The sequence below is a fragment of the Allobosea sp. TWI1241 genome (assembly GCF_039673065.1).
Classification (GTDB): Bacteria; Pseudomonadota; Alphaproteobacteria; order Rhizobiales; family Beijerinckiaceae; genus Allobosea.
In genome coordinates this window covers 74280-100824 of sequence record NZ_JBDJKW010000014.1, presented here as the reverse complement: position 1 = coordinate 100824, position 26545 = coordinate 74280, and the positions used below count along the sequence as shown (strand labels likewise).

19 protein-coding genes and 1 CRISPR repeat array are annotated in these 26545 nt (G+C 69.2%); of the genes, 13 read left to right on the top strand and 6 right to left on the bottom strand.

The features are described 5' to 3' along the window. Positions 1 to 547 (top strand): PD-(D/E)XK nuclease family protein (locus ABE438_RS16850; RefSeq protein ID WP_346503818.1); only part of this gene is annotated, 547 nt, incomplete at its 5' end. Here ABE438_RS16850 and ABE438_RS16845 read toward each other — a convergent pair. After that, positions 519 to 1403, bottom strand: coding sequence for a protein-methionine-sulfoxide reductase heme-binding subunit MsrQ (locus tag ABE438_RS16845; protein WP_346503817.1), 885 nt, complete (start codon positions 1401 to 1403; stop codon positions 519 to 521). The two genes, ABE438_RS16850 and ABE438_RS16845, sit on opposite strands and share 29 nt — an antisense overlap. Before the next feature lie 121 nt (positions 1404 to 1524). Here ABE438_RS16845 and ABE438_RS16840 point away from each other — a divergent pair, with 121 nt between their 5' ends. The 6 genes from ABE438_RS16840 (at position 1525) to ABE438_RS16815 (ending at position 11212) form a co-directional block, all read left to right on the top strand. Further along, on the top strand, positions 1525 to 2136 hold the full coding sequence (locus ABE438_RS16840; protein WP_346503816.1) for an HAD family hydrolase: 612 nt from the start codon (positions 1525 to 1527) through the stop codon (positions 2134 to 2136). Positions 2137 to 2504: 368 nt separating this feature from the next. Next, on the top strand, positions 2505 to 5801 hold the full coding sequence (gene cas9, locus ABE438_RS16835; protein ID WP_346503815.1) for a type II CRISPR RNA-guided endonuclease Cas9: 3297 nt from the start codon (positions 2505 to 2507) through the stop codon (positions 5799 to 5801). A 5-nt stretch (positions 5802 to 5806) separates the two neighbouring features. Next, entirely contained in the window at positions 5807 to 6877 is a 1071-nt protein-coding gene (gene cas1 / locus ABE438_RS16830) for a type II CRISPR-associated endonuclease Cas1 (RefSeq protein ID WP_346503814.1), read from the top strand. Between the two features lie 29 nt (positions 6878 to 6906). After that, complete coding sequence (gene cas2, locus ABE438_RS16825; protein WP_346503813.1) at positions 6907 to 7212, top strand: CRISPR-associated endonuclease Cas2; 306 nt, start codon at positions 6907 to 6909, stop codon at positions 7210 to 7212. A gap of 72 nt (positions 7213 to 7284) precedes the next feature. Then, a CRISPR array of direct repeats spans positions 7285 to 8046; the repeat unit is 36 nt; unit sequence AGAATAGCGCTTCAGAGATCGCGGTCCAGCGGCAGC. Positions 8047 to 8737: 691 nt separating this feature from the next. Next, the gene (gene nspC / locus ABE438_RS16820) at positions 8738 to 9838 is read left to right on the top strand and encodes a carboxynorspermidine decarboxylase (RefSeq protein ID WP_346503812.1); all 1101 of its coding nucleotides are present in this window, start codon (positions 8738 to 8740) and stop codon (positions 9836 to 9838) included. A gap of 69 nt (positions 9839 to 9907) precedes the next feature. After that, positions 9908 to 11212 (top strand): saccharopine dehydrogenase family protein, encoded by a 1305-nt coding sequence (locus tag ABE438_RS16815; protein WP_346503811.1) that lies wholly within the window; start codon positions 9908 to 9910, stop codon positions 11210 to 11212. A 112-nt stretch (positions 11213 to 11324) separates the two neighbouring features. On the opposite strand, the gene ABE438_RS16810 is transcribed toward ABE438_RS16815, so the two are convergent. Next, on the bottom strand, positions 11325 to 11972 hold the full coding sequence (locus tag ABE438_RS16810; protein WP_346503810.1) for a glutathione S-transferase family protein: 648 nt from the start codon (positions 11970 to 11972) through the stop codon (positions 11325 to 11327). 1660 nt (positions 11973 to 13632) lie between these two features. On the opposite strand from ABE438_RS16810, the gene ABE438_RS16805 reads away from it, so the two are divergent. The 3 genes from ABE438_RS16805 to serA all read left to right on the top strand — a co-directional run bounded on the left by ABE438_RS16805 (position 13633) and on the right by serA (position 18143). After that, on the top strand, positions 13633 to 14721 hold the full coding sequence (locus tag ABE438_RS16805; RefSeq protein WP_346503809.1) for an SDH family Clp fold serine proteinase: 1089 nt from the start codon (positions 13633 to 13635) through the stop codon (positions 14719 to 14721). Between the two features lie 426 nt (positions 14722 to 15147). Beyond that, positions 15148 to 16326: a phosphoserine transaminase gene (locus ABE438_RS16800; protein WP_346503808.1), complete on the top strand. Its 1179-nt coding sequence runs from the start codon at positions 15148 to 15150 to the stop codon at positions 16324 to 16326. A 227-nt stretch (positions 16327 to 16553) separates the two neighbouring features. After that, entirely contained in the window at positions 16554 to 18143 is a 1590-nt protein-coding gene (serA, locus tag ABE438_RS16795) for a phosphoglycerate dehydrogenase (RefSeq protein ID WP_346503807.1), read from the top strand. A 53-nt stretch (positions 18144 to 18196) separates the two neighbouring features. Here the strand turns inward: serA and ABE438_RS16790 are convergent, their stop codons facing one another. Both ABE438_RS16790 and ABE438_RS16785 read right to left on the bottom strand, forming a co-directional pair. After that, positions 18197 to 19042 carry an N-acetylmuramoyl-L-alanine amidase gene (locus ABE438_RS16790; RefSeq protein WP_346503806.1) on the bottom strand — a complete coding sequence of 282 codons (846 nt, stop codon included), beginning with the start codon at positions 19040 to 19042 and terminating at the stop codon, positions 18197 to 18199. Positions 19043 to 19197: 155 nt separating this feature from the next. Continuing rightward, on the bottom strand, positions 19198 to 20661 hold the full coding sequence (locus ABE438_RS16785) for a HEAT repeat domain-containing protein (RefSeq protein ID WP_346503805.1): 1464 nt from the start codon (positions 20659 to 20661) through the stop codon (positions 19198 to 19200). A 206-nt stretch (positions 20662 to 20867) separates the two neighbouring features. Here ABE438_RS16785 and bla point away from each other — a divergent pair, with 206 nt between their 5' ends. Next, positions 20868 to 21875: a class A beta-lactamase gene (gene bla / locus ABE438_RS16780; protein WP_346503804.1), complete on the top strand. Its 1008-nt coding sequence runs from the start codon at positions 20868 to 20870 to the stop codon at positions 21873 to 21875. Between the two features lie 202 nt (positions 21876 to 22077). Here the strand turns inward: bla and ABE438_RS16775 are convergent, their stop codons facing one another. Further along, complete coding sequence (locus ABE438_RS16775; RefSeq protein ID WP_346503803.1) at positions 22078 to 22983, bottom strand: DMT family transporter; 906 nt, start codon at positions 22981 to 22983, stop codon at positions 22078 to 22080. Between the two features lie 115 nt (positions 22984 to 23098). Between ABE438_RS16775 and ABE438_RS16770 the strand changes: the two genes are divergently transcribed. Then, complete coding sequence (locus ABE438_RS16770) at positions 23099 to 24004, top strand: type 1 glutamine amidotransferase (RefSeq protein WP_346503802.1); 906 nt, start codon at positions 23099 to 23101, stop codon at positions 24002 to 24004. 100 nt (positions 24005 to 24104) lie between these two features. Further along, complete coding sequence (locus tag ABE438_RS16765) at positions 24105 to 25784, top strand: mucoidy inhibitor MuiA family protein (protein ID WP_346503801.1); 1680 nt, start codon at positions 24105 to 24107, stop codon at positions 25782 to 25784. A 7-nt stretch (positions 25785 to 25791) separates the two neighbouring features. On the opposite strand, the gene ABE438_RS16760 is transcribed toward ABE438_RS16765, so the two are convergent. Beyond that, the gene (locus ABE438_RS16760) at positions 25792 to 26370 is read right to left on the bottom strand and encodes a tyrosine phosphatase family protein (RefSeq protein ID WP_346503800.1); all 579 of its coding nucleotides are present in this window, start codon (positions 26368 to 26370) and stop codon (positions 25792 to 25794) included. Positions 26371 to 26545 lie beyond the last annotated feature (175 nt).

Here is a 26545-nt window from a genome sequence, read left to right as displayed (position 1 = left end):
GCGCCCGGCCGACGGCCCCTTCGCCGCCGCCGCGCTGGCGGCCGGCCGGCTGGCGCATCTCCTGCTCCAGATCCTGCCCGAGGTGCCGGCGGAGCGCCGCGCCGCCACCGCAGCCGCCCTGGCGCAGGCGCGCGGCGCCGGCCTGCCCCAGACGCGCCGGGACGCCATCGTCGCCGATACGCTGGCCCTGCTCGGACGGCCTGAGATGGCGGTGCTGTTCGGGCCCGGCAGCCTCGCCGAGGTGCCGCTCTCCGGTGAGATCACCCTGCCCGACGGCCGCCGCCGCCCGGTGCATGGCCGGCTCGACCGGCTGGCGGTGACGCCGGACGAGGTGCTGGTCGCCGATTTCAAGACGGCGGCGCGCCCGCCGGCCTCGGCCGAGGCGCTGCCGCAGACGACGCTGACCCAGCTCGCGGTCTACCGGCTGCTGCTGACGGAGATCTATCCCGGCCGGCGCATCCGGGCGCTGGCGGTCTACACCGCCGCGCTGCGCAGCCTGGAGCCGACGCCCGAGGCGCTCAGCGCCGCGCTGGACGCGATGGGCTGACCGGCTGGCCGAGCGCCCTGCTGAGCCTTTTGCCGAGCGCCACGCCGAGCCCGACCAGCGCCACGATCGGCGCCGGGCGCAGCGCGCTCCAGTCGCCATAGACCAGCGGGTCGGCATTGGCCTGCAGCACAGCGAGCGCCGGCGCGCCGGTCGCAAGCGCATACCAGGCGGCCTCGAGCAGCGCGGTCGCCAGCCCGATGGCGAGCGCCGTGGCGGCGAGCGCCGCGGCACCCGGATCGGGCCGGCGCGCCAGCAGGGCCCGATAGGCCATCAGCAGGGCGAAGAAGCCGGCGAGCAGCACCGGCTGCGTCACGTCGATCTTGGATTGCAGCGCGGCGTGGAACAGGCCGAGCAGGGCGATGGCGTAGATGAGCTTGTGCAGGCGCTGCCAGCGCGCCGCGCCGAGCCGGCGGATCATCGCGTCGGTCGAGGTCGCGCCCAGCGCCACCAGCCCGGCGAGCGCCACCAGCCCGACGACGAGATAGAAGCGCTTCACCAGCTCGGAGAGGATCAGCCCCCAGTCGAAGGCGAGGTCGATGCAGTAAAGCACGAGGTGCAGCAGCGCATAGGCCAGCACCGAGAGGCCGAGCATGCGGCGGATGCCGATCAGCCTGTTCCAGCCGAAGATCCGGCGCAGCGGCGTCACCGCCAGCGTGGCGAGCAGGATCCGCAGGCTCCAGCTGCCGCTGTCGTGCACGGCCTGCGTCCAGGGCTTGGCGCCGAGCTGCTGCGTCCAGCCCTGCCAGGCGAGCCAGAGCCCGGGCAGCAGGACGAGCCCGAAGGCGAGCGCGCGCAGCGCCGAGAAGCGGCCCTGCCGGTCGTTCCAGGGCCAGTGTCGCGCCGTCAGCACCGCCATGCCTCTCCCCGCTGCGTTCGCCCGCCATCGGGCGGGCCGTCCTGCGATACGCCGCGCGGCTTGCCTGCGGCACCCGCCTGCGTGCACAAACGCGTGAGGACGAGCGGCAGGGGAGCGCGCAATGGCCCGTCATCGCAAGGTCGTGTTCGACGTCGGCAACGTGCTGCTGCGCTGGGACCCGTTCCATCTCTACCGCCGGCTGATCCCCGACGAGACGCGGCGCGACTGGTTCCTGCGCAATGTCTGCACCGCCGCCTGGAATATCGAGCAGGATCGCGGCCGGCCCTGGCCGGAGGCGGTGACGACGCTGGTCGCGGAGCATCCGGAGTGGGAGCGCGAGATCCGCGCCTTCGACGAGCGCTGGCACGAGACGGTGCCCGAGAGCATCGCCGGCAGCGTCGCGGTGCTGGAAGAGCTCAAGGACCGGGGCGAGGCGGTCTACGCCATCACCAATTTCTCGCGCGAGAAATGGGCCGAATGCCTGATCCGCTTCCCGTTCCTGCAGCGTTTCGACGGCGCGGTGGTCTCGGCGCATGAGGCCCTGCTCAAGCCCGACCCGGCGATCTACCGCACCCTGCTCGACCGCTACGGGCTCGAAGCGGATGGCTGCATCTTCGTCGACGACAGCGCCCGCAATGTCGAGGCGGCGCGTTCGGTCGGCATGCAGGCGGTGCATTTCGTCGAGCCGATCGACCTCCGCAGCGCGCTGAAGGCACTCGGCGCGGCGCTCTGAGTGGTCCGAGCGACGGTCTTCGACGACGAGGGGACGGGGCAAAGCGCCCCGCCTTGCCCGGCCGGCGAGGGCCGGACTCTGGGCGCCCGGCACTTGCCGCATCCCGACCGGGCCGCCCAACGAAAAAGGCAGCGCCGGAGCGCTGCCCTTATCTGGTGCGGATAACCACTTGCTAGCAGCCAGCCCGCGATCTCTGAAGCCACGAGATTAGCGGACCTTATCCTTGCGTCAAGCGGCCCACAGCGTGCCCTTACGGGGCGGCGTCAGGGCGATTGACGCAAGGCGATCCGCCATTCCAGACTGGCCGGCCCGTCGCGACAATCTGCGGTTGCAAGCCGCAGGGCGGCGGCCGGAACCGGGGGGTTGCGATGCGCTGGCGGCTGGGAGCCGATCTCGGAACGAATTCGCTCGGCTGGGCGGTGCTGCGGCTCGACGCCGAGGGCAGTCCGGATGCCGTCATCGCCGCGGGCTCGCGCATCTTCTCCGATGGCCGCGAGCCGAAATCCGGCGCCTCCCTCGCCGGCGGGCGGCGCGATGCGCGGGCGATGCGGCGCCGGCGGGACCGCTTCAAGCAGCGGCAGGCGGCGCTGCTCAAATACCTCACCGCGGCCGGGCTGTTCCCGGCGGACGAGGCGGGGCGCACCGCGCTGGCCGGGCTCGACCCCTACGATCTCCGGGCGCGGGCGCTCGAGGAGGCCCTGCCGCCGCTCCATCTCGGCCGGGCCCTGTTCCACCTCAACCAGCGCCGCGGCTTCAAGTCCAACCGCAAGACCGATCGCGGCCAGGACGACGACACCGGCAAGATCCGCATCGGCGTGGCGCGCCTGCGCGAGAAGATGGACGCGGCCGGCGCCCGCACGCTCGGCGAATACCTGCACATGCGCCGGCGCGCGGCGACCAGCCCCAATGCGATCCCGCATGTGCGCACCCGCCTCGTCGCGCCGGAGGCGGAGGTCGGCAAGGCGAGCGAGGTCTACGATTTCTATCCCGACCGGGCGACGCTGGAGGCGGAGTTCGCGGCGATCTGGGACGAGCAGGCCCAGCACCATCCGCAGCTGCTGACGGATGAGCGCCGGGCGCAGTTCCACGAGATCATCTTCCACCAGCGCCCGCTGAAGGAGCCGGTCATCGGCTTCTGCACGCTGGTGCCGGGCGAGGCGCGCCTGGCCAAGACGCATCCGCTGTTCCAGCGCCGGCGCCTGCTGGAGGAGGTCAACGCGCTGCGCATCGTCCAGGCCGGGCGCGATCCGGTGCCGCTCGACATGACGCAGCGCGACGCGCTGCTGGCCAGGCTCCGCGACCGGAAGAGCGTGACCTATCAGAGCCTGCGCAAGGCGCTGAAGCTGTCGCCCGAGGCCCGCTTCAACAAGGAGAGCGACAACCGCAAGGAGATGAAGGGCGACGAGGTCGCGGCCGCGCTCGCCCATAAGAGCCGCTTCGGCCCGCGCTGGCTGGCCCTGGCGCCCGAGACGCAATGGGAGGTCGTCGCAAGGCTGCGCGCGCTGGAAAGCGATGCGCAGGTCACAGCCTTCGAGGCCTGGCTGCGCGAGCGGCACGGGCTGTCGGCCGAGCAGGCGCGCGCGGTGAGCGGGGCGCCGCTGCCCGAGGGCTATGGCCGCTTCGGCGAGACCGCGACGGGCCGGCTGATCGCGGCGCTCACGGCGGAAGTCGTCGTCTATAGCGAGGCGGTGGCGCGCGCCGGGCTTGGCCATCATTCCGACTTCCGCACCGGCGCGGTCTGGACCGACGAGAAGGGCCGTCCGGCCCTGCCCTATTACGGCGCGGTGCTGGAACGGCACATCATGCCCGGCACCGCCGACCCGCGCGAGACCGACGAGGCGCTGCGCATCGGCCGGCTGACCAACCCGACCGTGCATATCGGCCTCAACCAGCTGCGGCGCGTGCTCAACGCGCTGATCCGGCGCTACGGCCCGCCGGCCGAGATCGCGATCGAACTCGCCCGCGAGCTCAAGCTCGACGAGGAGCGCAAGAAGGAGGTCAACACCCGCAACCGCCAGAACCGCGAGGCGGCCGAGATGCGCTCACGCAAGCTCGCCGAGATCGGCCAGGCCGACAAGGGCGGCAACCGGGCGCTGCTGAAGCTCTGGGAGGAGCTCAACCGCGACAATGTGCTCGACCGGCGCTGCGTCTATTCCGGCCAGAAGATCTCGGTCGAGATGCTGTTCTCGGGTGCGGTCGAGGTCGACCACATCCTGCCCTTCAGCCAGACGCTCGACGATTCCAACGGCAACCGCATCCTCAGCCTGCGCGAGGCCAACCGGATCAAGCGCCGGCGCACGCCGTTCGAGGCGCGCGCCGACCTGCGCGCCCGCTTCGGCCCGGATGCCGACTGGGAGGCGATCGCGGCGCGCGCCGCCGCCCTGCCGCGCGAGAAGCGCTGGCGCTTCGAGCCGGACGCGATGAACCGCTTCGACGCGCAGGGCGGCTTCCTGGCGCGCCAGCTCACCGACACGCAATACCTGTCGCGGCTGGCCCGCGAATACCTCTCGGCGCTCTATCCCGGCTCCGGCGAGGGCTCGAGCCCCGTCTGGGTCTCGCCCGGCCGGCTGACCGAAATGCTGCGGCGGGCCTGGGGGCTGAACCACCACCTGCCCGATCACAATCTGGCGGGCGGCGCCAGCCAGCCCAAGAACCGGCGCGACCATCGCCACCACGCCATCGACGCCATCGTCATCGGCGTGACCGATCGCGGCCTGCTCAACCGCATCGCCCGCGAGGCCGGGCGCGAGGGACTCGACGCGGCCGACCGCGTCGCGGCGCATATTCCCGATCCCTGGGACGGGTTTTCGGCCGAGGTCGGCCGGGTGGTGCGGGAGATCACCGTCAGCCACCGGCCCGATCACGGCACGGCGGGCAAGGCCGGGCTTAAGCCGGGCCGGGACGCCACCGCCGGGCGCCTGCACAACGAGACCGCCTATGGCTTCGACACCGACGACACCGGCGCGCCGACCGGCAAGGTGGTGACCCGCAAGCCGCTCTCCGCCTTCCGCAAGCCGTCAGACCTCGACGCGATCCGCGACCCCGACCTGCGCGAGAAGCTGCGGGACTGGACGGCCGGCAAGGAGGGCGCCGCCTTCGAGCAGGCGATGCGCCTGTTCGGCGATCCCGTGCGCGGCCCGCGCAGCTATCCGGGCCTGCGCCGCATCCGGGTGGCCGAGACGCTGTCGGTTATCCCGATCCGCGACCGGGAGGGCCGGGCCTACAAGGGCTACAAGGGCGATTCCAATTATCGTTTCGACGTCTGGGAGCTGAAGGACGGCCGCTGGGTCGCCGAAGTCCTCTCGATGTTCGAGGCGCACCAGCCGGGCCGCTCATCCGCGATCCGTGCCGAACACCCCACGGCCCGCAAGGTTCTCTCGCTGCATCAGGACGATGTCGTCGCCATCATGCGCAAGGGCGAGCGGCAGCTGATGCGTGTGGTCAAGTTCGGACAGAACGGCCAGGTCACGCTGGCCGAGCCGCAGGAGGCCGGCGATCTCAAGCGGCGCGACGCGGCGCCGAACGAGGAGGATCCGTTCAAGTATTTCGCACCGACGACGGGCGGCCTGAAGAAACTGGAGGCCCGGCAGGTCCGCATCGACGAGCTCGGGCGCGTCTTCGATCCGGGATATCCCGCCCGCGGGCCCAAAGGCAGCGGGGCCTGACGGGGATGGACCGGGTCGTCGACATCGCCACCGACGGCCGCCATCTCTCCGCCCATCGCGGCTTCCTGATCGTCAGCGAGGCGCGCAGCGAGGTCGGGCGCGTCGCGCTCGACGATGTCGCGGCGGTGATCGTCCACGCCCATGGCGTGACGTGGACCACCAGCCTCGCCGTGGCGCTGGCGGAACGCGGCGCGCCGCTGGTGCTGTGCGGGGCGAACCACGCGCCCGTCGGCGTGGTGCTGCCGCTCGACGGCCATCACGGCCAGAACGCCCGCATGCGGGCGCAATGGGAGGCCGGCCGGCCGCTCGCCAAGCAGCTGTGGAGCCGGGTGGTCGTCGCCAAGATCCGCTGGCAGGCCGCCGCGCTGGAGGCGACCGGGCGCGAGCGCGCCGCGCTGGACATGCTGCTGCGCAAGGTCCGCTCCGGCGACCCGGACAATATCGAGGCGCAGGCGGCGCGGCGCTACTGGCCGCTGCTGATGGGCGCCGGCTTCCGCCGCGACCGCGACGCGCCCGACATCAACGGCCTGCTCAACTACGGCTACACGGTGATGCGCTCCTTGCTGGCACGGGCCGTGGTCGCCGCCGGGCTGCATCCGACGATCGGCATCCATCACGCCCATCGCGGCAACGCCTTCGCGCTGGCCGACGATCTGGTCGAGCCCTTCCGGCCGCTGGTCGACCTGCTGGCGCTTCGCCTGGCGGCCCGCGGGCAGGACACGGTGACGCCCGCCACCAAGCGCGCCTTCGCCGCGCTGATCGCCGCCGACCTGCCCGGCCCCGACGGCGGGCTGACGACCGTCTCCGTCGCGGCGCAGCGACTGGCCCAGTCGCTCGCCCGCGCCTTCGAGTCCGGCGAGGCGTCCGTCTTCGTCACGCCGCAGCCGCCGAGCGCGATCGAGCTCGCCGGAATGGCGCTGCCGGAGGCGCTGGTCGGCGTCGCGGAGGCTGCCTCCGGTCCGGCCGGCCTCGCCCATGCGCAGGCGGCGGCGCGCGACGAGGCCGCGGATGATGACGACGAATGCGAGGACGAGGACGAGCGGGAGGCGCCGCCGAGCCGCGGCGACGCCTCATGACGCTGCCCCAGCTCAGCGGATATCGGCTCATGTGGATCTTCGTGATGTTCGACCTGCCGGTGACCAGCAAGGCCGAGAGCCGCGCCGCGACCAGGTTCCGCGAATACCTGCTGGACGAAGGCTTCGAGAAGAGCCAGTTTTCGGTCTATGCGCGGTTCTGCAACGGCAAGGAGCAGTTCGAGGCCTATCTGCGCCGCATCGAGACGCATCTTCCCGAGCGCGGCGACATCCACATCCTCACCTTCACGGATCGGCAATATGAGACCATCATCCGATTCTCGGGCCAGCGCCGCAAACGGCGCCGCAAAAATCCGGACCAGCTCGCGCTTTTCTAAAGGCAGCGCCGGTTTCCGCCGCTCCGCCGCCGCCCCTATCGCCAATCATATCAAGGCGATAGGGGACGAGCGAGAATAGCGCTTCAGAGATCGCGGTCCAGCGGCAGCCCCGTGCGCGACGCGGCCTTTCGCGAGCGGAGAATAGCGCTTCAGAGATCGCGGTCCAGCGGCAGCTATCGACATGGTCGCGATGCTCAGTATTTCAGAATAGCGCTTCAGAGATCGCGGTCCAGCGGCAGCCATTGTCGGGTCGTCCTGACGACGTTGCGCAGAATAGCGCTTCAGAGATCGCGGTCCAGCGGCAGCTTATCGAGGGTGCCCACGCGCTCGACATCAAGAATAGCGCTTCAGAGATCGCGGTCCAGCGGCAGCCAACACCACCGCAAGGCGCCGCTGGCGCCCAGAATAGCGCTTCAGAGATCGCGGTCCAGCGGCAGCTGATCCTCGGTGGGCTGCTCAGCCCTGTTCAGAATAGCGCTTCAGAGATCGCGGTCCAGCGGCAGCGGGGCAGACCTCGGATCACCATCCTGATCTAGAATAGCGCTTCAGAGATCGCGGTCCAGCGGCAGCCACCTCAGCCGCTACTCCAACGGAGCCCACAGAATAGCGCTTCAGAGATCGCGGTCCAGCGGCAGCTCATGCGTGAGATACCATCTGTCGTCTGCAAGAATAGCGCTTCAGAGATCGCGGTCCAGCGGCAGCTCTCACGCAATGCGGCTACGAGCTTCGCCGAGAATAGCGCTTCAGAGATCGCGGTCCAGCGGCAGCGAATCGCTGTTCAACCCGCCCGCGCCTCCGAGAATAGCGCTTCAGAGATCGCGGTCCAGCCTCGGCCGCCAACCGCAGAGCCGCGCCGGTTCGGGCCCGGCGCGCCGTCGCGTGCGGCAGCGTCTAGCCGAGATGTTCCGGTGTCGTCGGCGGCGGCGCGGACGGTTTGCGGGCGGCCGGGGACAGGCTTGCCTACGAAAATCCGGGCCGTGCGGTTGAACGGCGCGCGAACGATGCTATAGCTTGCACGCCTTATTGCAGGTTTCATCTGCTGGTTGGGGAGGACGCGATGTCTCACGACGCCCTCTTCCAATTGGGGATGGGCCCAGTCCGACTGGATGCCACCCAAACGGAAGACGCTCATACCGCGCAGGCCATCCCGGCCGGCGCCGGATCGTCACGCGCCGCCCGTGCGGTCGAGGCCGGACATCCGACCGGGTTCCAGGCCCGGCATCCGGACAGGCATCCGCGCCGGTCGTCCGGCCGCTTCGGCGCCGGCAGGGACAGAGGCAACAGCGCGAAAGCGCTGATCGCGCCGCTCACGGCCGCCTGAGCCGCGTGGGCTTCGCGGCGCCGGACCTGCCCGGCCGCGCGCGCCCGCCGCCTCCACCGCCCATCGCAAGCAAGCCCATCGCAGACCCGCCAGCGGCCCGCACAGGCCGCGCCCAGCGCGTTTCCAGTTCCCGCACGACGCGGCGCAGCGCGCCGCGGCACCGCGCGGGAGCGTCGATCCGAACCGACGAGGCCCGACAGCATCTTGCCGCTCCAGACCCCCTATTACCTCATCGACAAGCAGGCGCTGCTGCGCAATCTGCAGATCATCCGCCAGGTGCGCGAGGCCTCCGGCGCCAGGCTGCTGCTCGCGTTGAAATGCTTCGCGACCTGGTCGGTCTTCGACCTGATGCGGGAGTACATGGACGGCACCACCTCCTCCTCGCTGTTCGAGGTGCGCCTCGGCCGCGAGACCTTCGGCGGCGAGACGCATGCCTACAGCGTCGCCTATGCCGATCACGAGATCGACGAGGTGGTCTCCCATGCCGACAAGATCATCTTCAACTCGCTGCAGCAGTTCGAGCGTTTCGGCGAGCGGGCGCAAGGGATCGCGCGCGGGCTGAGGCTGAACCCCGGCATCAGCTCGTCGAGCTTCGACCTCGCCGATCCGGCCCGCCCGTTCAGCCGGCTCGGCGAATGGGACGCCGGCAAGGTCGCGGCGGTGATCGACCGGATCGACGGGTTCATGATCCACAACAACTGCGAGAACGGCGATTTCGCCCTGTTCGACCAGATGCTCGGCCAGATCGAGGACAAGTTCGGCGCCCTGCTGGAGAAGGTCGACTGGGTCAGCCTCGGCGGCGGCATCCATTTCACCGGCGAGGGCTATCCGCTCGAGGCCTTCTGCGCCCGGCTCAAGGCGTTTTCCGAGCGCTTCGGCGTGCAGGTCTATCTCGAGCCCGGCGAGGCGGCGATCACCCGCACCACCACACTCGAGGTCACGGTGCTCGACACGCTGTTCAACGGCAAGCACCTCGCCATCGTCGATTCCTCGATCGAGGCGCACATGCTCGACCTGCTGATCTACCGGCAGAGCGCCAAGGTCAGCCCAGATGCCGGCCCGCACCGCTACATGCTGTGCGGCAAGTCCTGCCTCGCCGGCGACGTGTTCGGCGAGTTCGCCTTCTCCGGGCCGCTGGCGCCCGGCGACCGGATCTCGATCCAGGACGCCGCCGGCTACACCATGGTCAAGAAGAACTGGTTCAACGGCGTGCAGATGCCCGCGATCGTGCTGCGCGAGCCGGATGGCAGCCTGCGCACCGTCCGCAGCTTCGGCTTCGACGACTACAAGGCGAGCCTCTCCTGAGCGGCAGCGCCGGCCTTCAATCCACGCGACACGACAGACACAGCAGACAAGAGGAGGCTTCGGCCCGAGATGAAGAAGAAGAATGTCCTGATCATCGGCGGCGGCGGCGTAGGCCTGGTGGTGGCCCATAAATGCGCCCAGAACAACGACGTGCTCGGCGACATCCACATCGCCTCGCGCACCCTGTCGAAATGCGAGGAGATCGTCGCCTCGGTGAAGGCCAAGGGCGCGCTCAAGACCCGCGGCGAGATCGCCGCCCACCAGCTCGACGCGCTCGACATCGCCGCCACCAAGGCGCTGATCGCCAGGACCAAGGCCGGGATCGTCATCAATGTCGGCTCCGCCTTCCTCAACATGTCGGTGCTGACCGCCTGCATCGAGACCGGCGCCGCCTATATCGACACGGCGATCCACGAGGAGCCGCTGAAGATCTGCGAGACGCCGCCCTGGTACGGCAACTACGAATGGCGCCGCCGCGAGGAATGCGCCAAGGCCGGGATCACCGCGATCCTCGGCGCGGGCTTCGATCCCGGCGTGGTCAACGCCTATGCGCGCCTGGCCAAGGACGCCTATTTCGACAAGATCGACTCGATCGACATCATCGACGTCAATGCCGGCGACCATGGCCGCTATTTCGCGACGAATTTCGATCCCGAGATCAATTTCCGCGAGTTCACCGGCGTGGTCTGGTCCTGGCAGAACCGCCAGTGGACCCAGAACCAGATGTTCGAGGTCCGCAAGGACTGGGACCTGCCCGTGGTCGGCACCCGCCCGACCTACATGACCGGCCATGACGAGATCCATTCGCTCTCGCGCAATCTCGACGTGCCGGACATCCGCTTCTGGATGGGCTTCGGCGAGCGCTACATCACGGTGTTCACCGTGCTGAAGAATCTCGGCCTGCTCTCCGAGCAGCCGATCCGCACCGCCGAGGGCCAGGAGATCGTGCCGCTCAAGGTGGTCAAGGCCGTGCTGCCCGACCCGTCCTCGCTGGCGCCGACCTATACCGGCAAGACCTGCATCGGCGACCTGGTGAAGGGCAGCAAGGACGGCCGCGCCCGCGAGGTCTTCATCTACAACGTCGCCGACCATGAGGAGGCCTATGCCGAGGTCGGCAGCCAGGGCATCTCCTACACCGCCGGCGTGCCGCCGGTCGCCGCGGCGCTGCTGATCGCCAGCGGCGAATGGGACGTGCGCGGCATGGTCAATGTCGAGGAGCTGCCGCCCAAGCCCTTCCTCGGCCTGCTCGACCGCATGGGCCTGCCGACCCGCATCCGCGACGAGCAGGGCGACCGCGCGCTCAGCTTCGCGGCGCCCGCCCCGGCCAAGGCCGCCGCCGCGCCGGAGCTGCGCGAGCCGGTCGCCGCCAAGTAGGCGGCCGAAGCAACAAGCCGGGCAGGCGGCCTTTCGCGGCCGCTGCTCGCCCCGCAGAGACCACGCCCGCGGCCAGCGCCGCGGGCGTTTTCGCATTGGCGGCGGCGGCGGCTCAGGCGCCCGGCTTCGCCTCCGCCCCCTGCTTCGCCTGGGCGATCAGAGCGTCGTCGAGCGCGGCGGCCCGCTTTGCCGCCGGGCGCTCGGCGAGCCGGCGCGCATAGTCGGCGAAGGCCGGCCGCGCCTCGATCGAGCCGAACTGCAGCCCCCACATGATATGGGCGCCGACATAGAGATCGGCGGCGCTGAAGCGGTCGCCCGCGATGAACGGCCCCTGCGAAACCGCCTGCTCCAGCGTGTCCATCACATCGGCGAAGCGGCCCCAGCCGACCATCTTGATCCGCTCCGGCGGCACCGCGACGCCGAGCGCCCGGACCGCCACCGCCGCCTCGAGCGGGCCGGCGGCGAAGAACAGCCAGCGGTAATAGGCGTCGCGGGCGGCCGGCGGCGGGGCCAGCCCGGCCTCGGGAAAGGCGTCGGCGAGATAGGCGCAGATCGCCGCGGTCTCGCTGACGACGCGCCCGCGATGCACGATCACCGGCACCTTGCCCATCGGGTTGAGCGCGAGGAAGGCCGGCGGCTTCGCCTCGGCGCCGAAGGAGACGATTTCGCTGCGATAGGGCGCACCGACCTCCTCCAGCATCCAGCGGGCGATGCGCCCGCGCGACATCGGGTTGGTGTAGAGCACGATCTCGTCGGCCATCGGCTGTCCTCCTGCATGCGCGAGGCGGCGTCGCCCGCGATCCGGCCGGCACTCTGCGCACGCCGCGTGTCGCCCGCATGGCAGGAGAGAGCGGCGGGGCGGGATGGATGCCCCCCGCGGCCGGCGGGCGCCTGCCCGCCTGGCGACGAGGTTGGCCGCAGCGCGCGGGCGACGGTGCCATGCCGGCGGCGGGTGGGGCGCACGCCATGGGCTTCGGCGGTCACCCACCCCGGCCGCGCCGTCACGCTTGCGGGCGGCGGCGACGTGCCTGCGGCGGGCCCTGACGAGCCGCGCCCTTGCGCATACCGTCGTCGCGGGCAAACGCAGCGCGTCATCAGGGCACGCCTCCGCGGCCCCGGCGGGCGAGACGCCCGCGGGTCGGATCAGCGTGGAGAGGGGCAGCGGAGCGCCGCGCGGCGCTGGTTGTTGGTCCGCTTCCACTGAGCCGGGAAGCGGCGCGGAGGGGTTGAGCCACCCTCCGCACGCCCCGGGGCGCTCCGCCTGCGGCGATTATGCGAACCTCGGGCCGCGCGTCCGATCGGCCGGCTGGCGCCTCGCCGCCCGTCGTCGCCGCGGCCGGTGAGGGCCTGACGGCGGCGCCGGGCCGCGCGATGCGGGCCGGGCCGTCCCACTAGCGAGCTCCTCGCGCAGGGGCCGTATTACCCCCAGGGCGGTTCCCGAAGCCGCCCGGGAGCGGGGCGCAACCCCCGCCCGCAGGCGCCGCACCCACCCCGCCAAACGACATGCCTCCGGATGGCCGCCCCTCGGGGATGGGATGAGGGGCAGGATACGGGCGGTTCGGCGGGCGGGGATAAGGTTGTGGGGTACTCCCGTCGAGCACCAGAACCTCGACGTGGAACCCCTCTCCCGGATGGGAGAGGGGCAGGGGTGAGGGACCGCCGCCGATTATCAGGGCGAGGCGGCGCCGCTGCGGCATCATCCGGATAGGGCAGGCCCTCATCCCTGCCCTTCTCCCACATGGGAGAAGGGTTCCCCGCGCGCTTCCGTCGTGGTCGGGCCTGTCCCGACCATCCACGCCTTCACCCGGCCGGGATAGCCGACAGCCTTCCCCGCGAAACACCCGCCAGCAGCGTCACAAGACGTGGATGGTCGCCACAAGGGCAACCATGACGGGAGAGGTGCCGGAACCGCGCGCGCCTATGCCATCCAGAAAGCACCCGAACCTCGGCCTTTCCTTCTCCCGGAGGGGAGAAGGTGGCGCGGAGCGCCGAATGAGGGTGTGCGCTCACCGCAGAAGGTCGCAGCGGCGCCGTTGCGTTCGGATGACCGGCGGCGGTCCCTCACCCCTGCCCCTCTCCCATCAATGAAGGGGGTCGGCCCCGAGGCATCCTTGCCGACAGGTAGCGCCCAACGCTGAACGGCATCGGCACAGCTACCGTGTCCAGAGCATGGATCGCGCAATTATAGAAATATAATATAGATAAATCTAAAATTCTGATTATTAATATAATATATTGATCCTCAACTACGATTGATTCTATCTATATACTGCACACTATATAATTTATATTACATTCAAACATAAAGTAATTAAAAGCATCGCTATAACAATAAGTCATAAAGCGCCAATAGCCTCTTGGACGCCTGTGCAGTATCGTCTTACGAATCAGCGTGATGAACCAAAAAGCGAGCGGGTGCGATGGGCCACAGCGAACGCATTGAGATAATCAAAAAAATTGAAGCCCTGCGCGGGTCTCACGTAATTTGCTATCTAACGAGCATTCGGCCGAACGCCGGTGGCAACATGGGGGACGATGCCGTAAGGGCTTTTTTTGAACACCTCTCTCTCCTACCTGAGCGTCCCGTAGATAGCTTAGATATATTTATCTGCAGCAATGGCGGAAATGGCGTCGTGCCTTGGCGTCTAATTTCTCTGTTTAGGGAATTCGCGAAAAAAATAGGCGTTCTGGTTCCCTACCGCGCTTACAGCGCCGCAACAATGCTTGCCCTCGGCGCAGATGAAATTGTCATGCATCCATTCGCCGAAATGGGACCCATCGATCCAACTGTAAGCAACGAGTACAATCCAATTGACCAAAATACCATGCAACGAATCGGCATTAGCGTTGAAGACGTTAAGGCATATATTAGCTTTATCAGAGACACAGTCGGCATTCGCCATGAAGACGAGCTCATAAAAGCTGTAGAAATATTAGCGCAAAAGGTACACCCTCTAGCACTTGGAAATGTTGAAAGATTTATTGCTCAAAGCAGAATGATAGCTCGAAAGATACTATTAACGCATATGAATGAAGAGACGCACAAGCACAAGATAGACGACACCATCGATACCCTTGCTTCAAAACTATATTTTCATGGACACCCAATCAATCGCAGAGAAGCCAGAGATGAACTGGGCCTAAAAGTCGTTGACGCACCGCCAGAGCTAGAAACTTTGATGTGGGATTTATATAAAGACTTCGAAGAAGAGCTAAAAAATACAGAGATTTTTGATCCGATGGGAGAGATATATCGTCAGGTTCCCGATCCAGAACCTTTCGATCCAACTGCTGCAATAGCCGTCCCTATAGTTCCAGTAGGCGCGTTCGCGCGATCAGATGACAAACTAGCTATTGTAGAAAGCGGAAGGCTGTCTAGCTCTTTCCGGCGAACACTGCGCTTTGTCGTCGTAGGAACGGGGCAGCAAGGAGAACCGCTTATTAGATCTGAGACTTTGACGCAAGCATGGGATCACCTGCCGGCTCCTGCGCGGGCTCCAGAGGCATAACTGAAGGCGCCAACTCGACAGGATGCTCCTTTGGACCTGTTTGCCTAGATGTCACCGGGCGACCGGAAATCGACGTTTCGGCAGGCTTGCTGCGCGTATGGTTATTCGCCGAAGTGCTATGGCAAATAACCAGCGCATGCAGCCGCCCTCGTACTTGCTTGCTCGTGGGCGCGTACGTCGCTCGATTGGGTGCTCCGGTGAACATTTGCATCCCCCATTAACGGGTCGAATAAGCGAAGCGAGTGCCATTGACAACAGCTAACGCCTGATTCGCCTTTATGATCCATTAATGACTGTAGGATTTTTTTCCTATTTGTCAATTTCTGATTATTAGAGAATTGACTCCCCCCATCCCACCATCCTAACCCCGTCGACGGGACACGCCGCCCCAACGCGGCGCGCCCATCTGCAAGGATGGAGACATCGATGGCGAACACCGCACCGAGCACGCGCCCGCGCGTGCCGAATTTCTCGTCCGGCCCCTGCGCCAAGCGCCCCGGCTGGTCCCTCAAGGCCCTCGCCGACGCCCCGCTCGGCCGCTCCCACCGCGCCAAGATCGGCAAGGACAAGCTGAAGCTGGCGATCGAGCTGACCCGCGAGGTCCTGCAGGTCCCGGCCGACTACCGCATCGGCATCGTGCCCGCCTCCGACACCGGCGCCATGGAAATGGCGATGTGGTCGCTGCTCGGCGCCCGCGGCGTCGACATGCTGGCCTGGGAGAGCTTCGGCTCCGGCTGGATCACCGACGTGGTCAAGCAGCTCAAGCTCGACGATGTGCGCGTCTTCGAGGGCGCCTATGGCGAGCTGCCGAACCTGAAGAAGGTCGACACCAGGACCCGCGACGTCGTCTTCACCTGGAACGGCACCACCTCGGGCGTGCGCGTCCCCGACGCCGGCTGGATCGCCGACGACCGCGAGGGGCTGACGATCTGCGACGCCACCTCCGCCGCCTTCGCCCAGCGCCTCGACTGGGCCAAGCTCGACGTCACCACCTTCTCCTGGCAGAAGGTGCTCGGCGGCGAGGGCGGCCATGGCATGATCATCCTCTCGCCGCGCGCGGCCGAGCGGCTTGTCACCTACAAGCCGGCCTGGCCGATGCCGAAGGTCTTCCGCATGACCTCGGGCGGCAAGCTCTCCGAGGGCATCTTCGTCGGCGAGACGATCAACACCCCCTCCATGCTCTGCGTCGAGGACTATATCGACGCGCTGCTCTGGGCGCAGAAGGTCGGCGGGCTCGACGGGCTGGTGAAGCGCGCCGACGGCAATGCCCGCGTCGTCGCCAAGTTCGTCCGCGAGAACGACTGGATCGACTTCCTGGCGGTGAAGCCGAAGACGCGCTCGAACACCTCGGTCTGCCTGAAGTTCACCGACCCGGCGGTCACTGCCCTGTCGGGCGAGCAGCAGGCGGCCTTCGCCAAGCAGGTCGTCGCGATCATCGAGAAGGCCGGCGCCGGCTACGATCTCGGCCATTACCGCGACGCGCCTCCCGGCCTGCGCATCTGGTGCGGCGCCACCGTGCAGAGCCGCGACCTCAAGGCGCTGATGCCGTGGATCGCCTACGCCTTCCACGAGGCCAAGGCCGGCCTCGGCAAGAAGGCGGCGTAAGCGCTTCACCCTGTCATTCCGGGGCGCGGGCGAAAGCCCGCGAGCCCGGAACCCATGACCACGACATTTCCATCGAAAGCGAGACTGTCGAGCCCATATTTCGAACCATCGTGTTCATGGGTTCCGGGCTCAGCGCTGCGCGCTGCCCCGGAATGACGGTAGCGGTTCCTCCCCCTTCCCGGCGCCGAAACGCTCCTCGTGCAGCGCGGCGCAAGCCGGAGCTTCCCATGCCCGCCCCCAAGGTCCTGATTTCCGACGCCCTCTCCCCCGCCGCCGTGCAGATCTTCAAGGATCGCGGCATCGACGTGACCTTCGATCCCGCCCTCGGCAAGGACAAGGAGAAGCTCAGCCAGCTCATCGGCCAGTATGACGGCCTCGCCATCCGCTCCGCCACCAAGGCCACCGCCAAGCTGCTCGAGCAGGCGACGAACCTCAAGGTGATCGGCCGCGCCGGCATCGGCGTCGACAATGTCGACATCCCCGCCGCCACCGCCCGCGGCGTCATCGTGATGAACACGCCCTTCGGCAACTCGATCACCACCGCCGAGCACGCCATCGCCATGATGTTCGCGCTCGCCCGCCAGATCCCGGCGGCCGATCTCTCGACCCAGGCCGGGAAGTGGGAGAAGAACCGCTTCATGGGCGTCGAGATCACCGCCAAGACGCTCGGCCTGATCGGCTGCGGCAATATCGGCTCGATCGTCGCCGAGCGCGCCATCGGCCTGAAGATGCGCGTCGTCGCCTTCGACCCCTATCTCTCGCCGGAACGCGCCGTGGCGCTCGGCGTCGAGAAGGTCGAGCTCGACGAATTGCTGCGCCGCGCCGACTTCATCACCCTGCACGTGCCGATGACCGAGAAGACGAAGAACGTGCTCTCGGCCGAGAACCTCGCCAAGACCAAGAAGGGCGTGCGCATCGTCAACTGCGCCCGCGGCGGGCTGGTCGACGAGCAGGCGCTGGCGGAGATGATCAAGTCCGGCCATGTCGCCGGCGCCGCCTTCGACGTGTTCTCGGTCGAGCCCGCCGAGACGAACCCGCTCTTCGGCCTGGAGAACGTGGTCTGCACCCCGCATCTCGGCGCGAGCACCAACGAGGCGCAGGAGAACGTCGCCCTGCAGGTCGCCGAGCAGATGAGCGACTACCTGCTCAAGGGCGCCATCACCAACGCGGTCAACTTCCCCTCGATCTCGGCCGAGGAAGCCCCGCGCATCAAGCCCTTCGTCGACCTCGCCGAGAAGCTCGGCTCCTTCCTCGGCCAGCTCACCGAGGCGCCGATCAAGGGCATCCGCATCGAGTACGAGGGCGCCGTCGCCGCGCTCAACCTCAAGGCGATCTCGGCCGCCGCGATCACCGGCGTGCTGCGGCCCTTCCTCTCCGAGATCAACATGGTCAACGCGGCGCTGATCGCCCGCGAGAAGGGCATCGTCGTCGAGGAGCTGACCCGCGAGGCCGCGGCCAATCTCGAAAGCCGCATCAAGATCGTGGTCGAGGCCGAGGACATGCCGCGCGACGCCGCCGGCACCGTCTTCCAGGACGGCAAGCCGCGCATCGTCGAGATCCGCTCGATCGCGGTCGATGCCGAGTTCGCGCCGCACATGCTCTATGTGCGCAACGCCGACAAGCCGGGCTTCATCGGCCAGTTCGGCTCGCTGCTCGGCCAGGCCGGCGTCAACGTCGCGACCTTCTCGCTCGGCCGCAACGCGCCGGGCGGCGACGCGATCTGCTACGTCTCGGTCGACGAGGCGATCTCCGACGAGCTGCTGGCCCGGATCCACGAGATCCCGATGGTCAAGCGCGCCCGCCGCCTGCGCTTCTGACACGTCTGTATCGCCGCCCGCGCCGCAGTCTGCGGCACGGGCGGCGATGGCCGTCAGACCTCGTAAAGGAACCCGCCGTGCACCCAGCCCGTCACCGCGGGCTTGCCGGCCTTGTCGAGCACGGTGACCAGGCACCATTGCCCGTCGCGCTCGTGCAGCATGACCTTCGTTCCGTCGGGAAGCGGCTCCGGCCGCAGCAGGGCGTGCTCGATGCCGGCGCCGGCGCGCAGGTTGAGCCCGGTCAGCGAGCGCACCACCAGCGTCCCTGCCCCGTCCTCCGCCCGCCCCTGCACCCGCGCCCGGAAGGACGCCATGTCCCAGGCCGGGCCCGGATCGGTCTTGTGGGGATAGGAAATATCGTCATGGCCGAGGATCTCCTCGATGCCATAGGCCTCGCAGATCGCCAGGGCCGCCTGCAGCGTCGCCTCGATCTGCGCCTCGGTGAAGACCTCCCAGCCGGCCATCGGGCCCCCCAGCCGATGCCGCGCCTCGATCACCCGCGCCGGATCGACGCTGGCGCCGGTCCACGAGACCCAGCCATTGCCGACACGCTTCAGCTTGCCCCAGTTCTCGATCTCGATGCCGATCGCGTTGCGGTTCAGCCCCTCGTGCAGCTTGCCCTTGCGGTCGATCCAGCGGCTCTTGCCGGCATGCCAGCCCACCATGTCGAAGGGAACGCACTGGGTCACGCTGCCGTCGCGGCCGATGACGAGATGGGCCGAGACCTTCGCTGCCGGTTTGGCGAAATAGCCGGCGATGTCGGCGCCCGGCCCGCTCGCCGTGTAGTGGACCACCAGGAATTGCGGGGCGAGCGTCCCGCCGGTGTTGGCCGACTTGACGAGCGGAACAGTGCCGCCCGCTGCGGCCAGCCTGTGCTTCTTCACGGTGAACATCGACATTCCCCTGCTTCAGCCGCAATGCCCGCGGCAGGCATGCGCGTTCCCGTGCGGACGCAGCCGCGCGCAGGCGGGCTGTCGTCCGCTCCGTCATGTGGGCGGGGTACGGAAGCGCGATCGCCGGCGTGCGGCGGGCCCTAAGGCCGCGCCGCGACGCGCTAGTTCAGTTTCTCGAAGAGTTTCTGCGTCATCGGGCCGGCGTTCTGCCGCGCCGCGGCGAGGTCGCCCGCGGCATCCTGCTTCTGCGCCGCGCTGAGCTTGTGCCAGCCGCCCTGCGCGACCAGCAGCAGGTTGTAGCGCCCGTTCTCATCGCCGGTCCGGGCCGCCAGCGCCACCGCCTCGCGCGCCACCGTCGGGTCGCCGAGATCGTAGAGGAATTCGCTGGCATAGATCCGCAGCGTCCGGTCAGGCGCCCCGGCCGCGTTCAGCAGCAGGGCGCGATCCTCGGGCTTGCCGAGGAGCGGCGCGATCCGCGCCGCATCGGCCTTGTTGCGACGGAGCATCTCGGTCAGCGCGATGCTGCCGCCAAGCTGGAGCCGGTAGTCGTCGGGCCGGGTCCGCATCGCCTCGAGCAGCGGCGGCACGGCTTCGACGGAGGCACCGGCCAGCGCTTCCCGCGCCGAGCGACGCACGGCGAGATCGTCATTGCCGAGATTGGGGATGGCCTCGCGCACTTCGGCGGGCGGCTCCGCCGGTGGCGCTGTCGGTGACTGGGCGAAGGCCTGCGAGACGGGCAGGAACCGCTGCAGCCAACCGAAGCGGGCGCGATCTGCCGCGGCGCCGCCCTGGCACTGGACGCGGCTCCTGTTGAGAATGGTGCCGACGAGGCGTTCGCCGTCATAGAGGGCAGGCTGTGACAGGCCCGGCCCCCGATCGGCTTCGGTGCTTTCGTTCCGGTAAGACCAGGAGATCGGCTTCCCGCTCGCAAAGAACGAGGCGATGCAAGCGACGGGCACGCGGATGCTCAGGTCTTCGACCTCGTCCTTTTCGGCGGCGGCACTTTGAGGAGAGGCTGGTGCCTGGGACACCGCGGGATTGGCCGGTTCCGCCGACCTGGTGCCCGCAGGCCCCCTGGCCTTCACGCGCTTGGTCGCCGCCCAGAAGCCGAGTTCGCTCTGATGTGGCGGGATTTCGAAGACCACGAAGTTGAACTCGGAGCGGTTGGTGTCGTAGCCGCCGAACACGACGCCGTCATAGGCGACGTTGAAATCCATCTTGTCGCGGTTGGGCACGTCCGTGATGGTGCCGCGGACGAAGCGCACGCTCTGCTTGCAATGGCCACCGAGCCCGGCCGGCCAGCAGCCGAAATAGGAGGCCAGCAGCAGCGCGATAGACGAGACGAAGGCGAGCACCACCGACCAGAGCATGAAACCGCCGAGCCGGCGATATTCGGGCGCCCCGGAGCTGATCGCGATGAAGACCGTCAGCAGGAGCATGAAGGCCAGCACGGCGACCGCGCCGAAGATCGCGATCTCGGGACTGCCCTTGGCGAAGCTGAGGGCTGCGGTCGCGGCCTGAACGAGCAGCATGGCGCCGCCGATCAGCTTGAGTCGTCCGTCCTTGGCGATGCCGGCCCAGACGGAACCTGCGATATCGACATGTGGCGAGTTGCCGTCGGACATCGTCTCACTCCCCCCGAAGCGGTGGCCGGCGCAGACGGGCGGGCGGGGCCGCGCGGCGGAGCCGGAGACACGGTTAACGAAACCCTAAGGCGAAAATGCTACCATAGGTTGCATATCTCCGCAATCGCTCACCACCGCGTGCGCCCAGCCCATGCCGCAATCGCGGGCTCCTTTGTCGCCGCCCTCTTCCGGAGAAAGATGCCCCGATGGCCCGTCTCGCCGCTCTCGCCGCTGCCGCCATGCTCACCGCCTTGCCGGCCGCCCTGCCCGCCCGGGCCGATTGGGACAAGGCGAAGCTCGACGCCGGCATCGGGGCTATCGAGAAGGCGTCGCAGGGCCGGCTCGGCGTGGCGCTGATCGATCTCGCGGACCGCACGCGCTGGTCGCATCGCGGCGGCGAGCCCTTCCCGATGCAGAGCGTCTTCAAGCTGCCGCTGGCCTTCACGGTCCTGCAGGCGGTCGAGGCCGGCAAGCTCAAGCTCGACCAGCCGGTCACCGTGACCCGCGCCGATCTCTCGCTCTATCACAGCCCGATCGCCGACGGCTTCCGCGGCGAGCGCCAGGACTTCCCGCTGCGCGATCTGGTCCGCCGCGCCACCGGCGACAGCGACAACACCGCCGCCGACCTGCTGATGCGCCTCGCCGGCGGGCCGCAGGCGGTAACGCGGATGCTGCGCGACGGCGGCATCGAGGGCATCTCGATCGACCGCTACGAGCGCGTCTTCCAGCCGGAGATCCTCGGCCTGCCGGGCTACGGCCCGCAGGAGGCGATCGACCGCAAGGCCTTCCGCGCCCGCGTGCTGGCGGTGCCCGAGGCCGAGCGGCGCCAGCGTCTGGCGGCCTCGCTGAACGACCGCCGCGACGCCGCCACGCCGGAGGCGTCCGTCGCCTTCCTCGAGGCGATGGCCAAGGGCACCTGGCTGCGCGAGCCGGCCCATGCCGCGCTGGTCGAGCGCATCGCCACCGAGACCAAGTCTGGCCCGAAGCGCCTCAAGGCCGGCCTGCCCGCCGGCGCCCGGCTGATCCACAAGACCGGGCTCGGCCCGAGCGCCGCCGGCCTCAACCACGCCACCAACGACATCGGCATCGTCGTGCTGCCGAACGGCCGGCGCTTCGCGGTCGCGGTCTACCTCGCCGGCTCGACGGCCAGCCCCGAAGCCCGCGAGGCCGCCCATGCCGCCGTCGCCCGCCTGGCGGTGGCGAGCCTGCGCTGAGGGGCGACGCCCTCCGCGTCATTCCGGGCTCCGCATGAGCGAAAAGGCGGGGCCATGACCACGGTGCCGACGGCGCGCCGCCGGCTCGATGCAGTCTGTAGTCCATCCGGCGTCATTGCCTCGCGGACGTGCGCGCCGGAACGGCACCCCGGCCATGACGGCGCGAAGCTGCCGGAGCGCCGCTACGCGAAAGCCGAACGCCTCAGCGGCGGCGTTCGGCGATCCAGATGCCGCCCAGCACCAGCGCCAGCGCCAGCCCGTGATAGAGCGCGACGTGCTCGCCGAGGATCAGCACCGCCAGCAGCGGCGCGAAGACCGGCACCAGGTTGACGAAGACGCCCGAGCGCCCCGGCCCGATCAGCTCGACCGCCCGCATGAAGAAGAGCTGCGACAGGATCGAGGGGCCGATCACCACATAGGCGAGGATCAGCCAGCCCTTCCAGCTCGGCCAGATGAAATGGCCGGTGGCCACCTCGTAGCCGAGCAGCGGCAGCGAGATGACGCAGGCCACCATCGCCAGCGTGGTGAAGAACACCAGCCCCGGCACCGGCGGCCGGTTGCGGATGCCGACCGTGTAGCCGGCATAGAACAGGCAGGCGATGATCATCCAGATGTCGCCGGGCACGAAGGTGAGGTGCATCAGCGTCTCGAAGCTGCCCTGGCTCGCCGTCACCACCACGCCGAGGATCGTCACCGCGACTCCGATCGCCTGCAAAAGTCCGATGGGCGTGCCGAAGAAGAGCAGCGCCCCGAGCAGAACGAAGACCGGGATCGAGCCCTGGAGAATGCCGATATTCACGGCCGTGGTCGAATGCGCCGCCACATACATCAGCGCATTGAACGCCGTGAAGCCGAAGGTGCCGAGCAGCACGATCTGCAGACGGTGCCGCTTCAGCACCGGCCAGTAGCGCCGCAGCTCGGCCCGCATCGCATAGGGCAGCACGGCGCAGACGAAGATCCAGCGCATCGAGGTCAGCGCCATGGGCGAGATCTCGCCGACGGCGAGGCGGCTCGCCACGGCGTTGCCGCCCCACATCAGGGTCGTCAGCACCAGCATGAGATAGGCATTGCCCCAGGCGCGCTGCGGCAGGGATTGGACCGGTTGCAAGGCTCGCTTCCTGTAAGGGTTGCGCCATCAATAGCCTTGCGCGGCCCGGTTCTCCTATGAGATGGCGCGCAAGGCCGCCCGTCGCCGGGCGCAAGGCCGTGCAAGAGGGCCCAGCATGACGCCGACCGCCGCCGCCTCGCCCGTCACGCCGCTCGCGCGGCCGCTGCGCCTGCTCGTCGTCGACGGCTATACCCGCGAGCAGCGCGACGACCATGCCCGCGGCTACGGCCTGACCGCCTCGGAAGCCTACGCCGCCGAGCTGCGCCGGATCGAGCCGGCGTCGACCGCCGAGATCTGCTGCCCGGCCGATGCCGATGCCAGCCTGCCGGCCGGCGCCGACCTCGCCTCCTATGACGGCATCTTCCTCACCGGCTCCTCGCTGCACATCTACCAGCTGGAGGAGGCGGTCACCCGCCAGATCGCGCTGATGCGGGCGATCTACGCCAGCGGGACGCCCTGCTTCGGCTCGTGCTGGGGCCTGCAGGTCGCAGCGGTGGCGGCCGGCGGCACCGTCGCCGAGAACCCGAAGGGCCGCGAGGTCGGCTTCGCCCGCGCCATCACCCGTACCGAGGCAGGGCGCGGCCACCCGCTGCTCGCCGGCCGCCCTTCCGCCTTCGACGCGCCCGCCATCCATCTCGACGCCGTTGTCGCGCCGCCGCCGGGCGCGCGGGTGCTCGCCGGCAATGCGCTGGCGCCGGTGCAGGCCGCCGAGATCGTGCATCAGGGCGGCACGTTCTGGGGCGTGCAGTACCATCCCGAATTCTCGCTCGGCCAGCTCGCCGCGATCCTGCGGCGCGGCGACGGGCTGCTGGTGCGCGAGGGCTTCTGCCACGACGCCGAGGCGGAACAGGCCTGGATCGCCGATCTCGAGACGCTCGACCGCAGCCCCGCCCGCCGCGACCTCGCCTGGCGCCACGGCATCGACGCCGAGGTGCTCGATCCGGTGCGGCGGACCACGGAGCTGCGTAACGTCCTGGCGGTACGCATGAAACCCGTCGCCAGCGCCCGGCTGCGCCAGTAACCGGGCCGGCCGTCGCCAGCTTCCGGCCCATTTCCGCCTTCCCCATGCCGAATTCGGCGGCGCTTATCGCGCCCCATGTGACCGAGCAGGGGATGAGATCATGAGAAGCCGACTCGCCGCAGCCTTCATCGTCGCACCCGGCCTCGCCGGGGCGAGCGAGATCGAGATGGCCAGCCGGATCGACCGCGTCACCGTCTATCCCGACGGGGCCGTGGTCACGCGCCTCGGCAAGGTCGACCTCATGGCCGGCGCCTCGCAGATCGTGCTGCGCGGCCTGCCGGCGAGCGTCGACCCCGGCTCCATCCGCGTCGAGGCCAGCGGCGACGGCCGCTTCGCCATCGGCGCGGTCGACGTGCGCAATGTCCCGGGCGACGCCCGACCGGTCGTCGACGCGACGCTCGACGCCAAGATCCGCGCGCTGGAGGAGGAGAAGGCCACGCTCGCCACCCGCATCGCCGCGGTGAAGGGCCAGCGCGCCACGATCGAGCGCTTCGCCCGCACCGGGCCGGAGCGGCTCGGCCCCGACGGCAAGGCGCTGCCGGTGGCCGACTGGCCGGCGGTGTTCGACGCGATCGGCACGGCGCTGGTCAAGGTCCATGGCGAGCTGACCACGCTGGAGCGCCGCGGCGCCGAGATCGACCGCGAGATCGCGGCGCTGGAGGCCGCCCGCCCGGCCGCGCCGCGCGGCGCCGCCCCGCGCCGCGACGTCGCCATCGCGGTCGAGGCCAAGGCGCCGGTCGCGGCCGAGGTCGCGGTGAGCTACCGCGTCGCCGGCGCGAGCTGGCTGCCGGTCTACGAGGCACGGCTGAGCACCGGTGCCGAGGGCAGCGCCCCGGCCCTCGTCTTCACCCGCCGCGCCGAGCTGCGCCAGCGCAGCGGCGAGGACTGGCCGGACGCGCTGATCGCGCTCTCCACCACCCGCGCCAGCCAGGGCACCACGCCGCCGCGGCTCGACCCGCTGCGCGTCGGCTTCCGCGAGCCGCCGGTGGTGGCGCAGGCCCGCGAGCGCCTGAGCAAGGCGCCGCGGCCGCCGGGCGCGATCCCCGCGCCGATGGCGGAGATGGCCGACAGCGCCGCAATCGCCGTGCCGCAGCGCGCCGAGGTGCAGACCGCGAGCCTGGAGGCCGGTGCCTATCAGGCGAGCTTCACGGTGCCGGGCCGCGTCAGCGTGCCGGCCGACGGCTCGTCCAAGGCGGTGATCCTGTCGCAGGCGACCAAGGCGCCGACGCTCTCGGCCCAGGCCGTGCCTGAGCTGGACCCGCGCGCCTATCTCCAGGCCCGGTTCGCGCACGACGCCGACGCGCCGCTGCTGCCCGGCGAGGTGCATCTGCACCGCGACGGCACCTATGTCGGGCGCGGGCGGCTCGGCCTGGTGGCGCCGGGCGAGGCGGTGGAACTCGGCTTCGGCGCCGACGACCGCATCACGGTGACGCGCTCACCGGTGCGCCGCAGCGAGAGCGAGCCGGGCTGGCTCGGCTCGAACCGCAGCGACCAGCGCGAATTCCGCACCGTGGTGAAGAGCCTGCACACGCGGCCGGTGAGCGTGACCGTGAGCGAGCGCATCCCCTTCTCGGAGACGGGTGCGATCACGGTCGAGACCCTGCCGCAGACCACGCCGCCGACCCAGAAGCAGGTGGGCGACCAGCGCGGCGTCTCGGCCTGGACCTTCGAGCTCGCGCCCGGTGCCGAGAAGGAGATCCGCGTCGCCTACCGGCTGACCTATCCCGGCGATCGCGAGATCGGCTTCGACCGGGTGCCGCCGCAGCCGCAGCCGCGCTGATCCCGCCTCAGAGCGCCATGGCGAGCTCGGCCTCGCGCCCGAGCTCGCGCATCCAGGTGTTGAAATGCGGCTGCGCCGCGATCTGGTGGCCGTAATGGCGCCGCAGCGCCGCGACCAGACGGCCGCCGCGGCCGAGCTGGGCGTCGGCGAAGCCGACCATCACCGAGTTCGGCCAGGCCTGCGGGCGCACGCTGCGCAGCCGCGCGAACAGCGCCTCCTCGCTCTCGTCGGGGTGGACCTGCGCCATCAGCGACAGCATCGCCGCGGTCGAGCGCGAGACGCCCATATGGCAATGCACCAGCAGGTGACCCTGCTGCCGTGCCGCCGCCGAATCGCGCAGGCTGCCGCCGAAGTCGAGGATCGCCGCGACATGCTCCTGCGTCGGGTGCACGCGTCCCTGCTGCGGGACGATGATGTCGTGGAAGTGCAGGGTGACGCGCTCATGCGTGCCGTATTCGGCGAAGCTCTCCAGCTCCGGCCAGTCGGGGTCGAGCAGCGAGAGCACATGGCTGACGCTGCGCGCCTTCTGCGCCGGCAACTCCTCGATGCCGCAGATGGTGAGGGTGGAAATCGCGATCGGCTGCATGGCCCTGCTCCTGTCGGTTGACCGCCGGGGTAGCCAAGGCGCCGCCGGCCGGCAACCGCCGCCGGCGCCGGGGACCCCTCCGCCGCTGCGGGGCTGCGACGATTCTTCCCCTGCTATCGCGGACGCGGCCTTGACCTCGCCATGCTCATGGCCGAAGAGGGCTTGCAAGGACCTC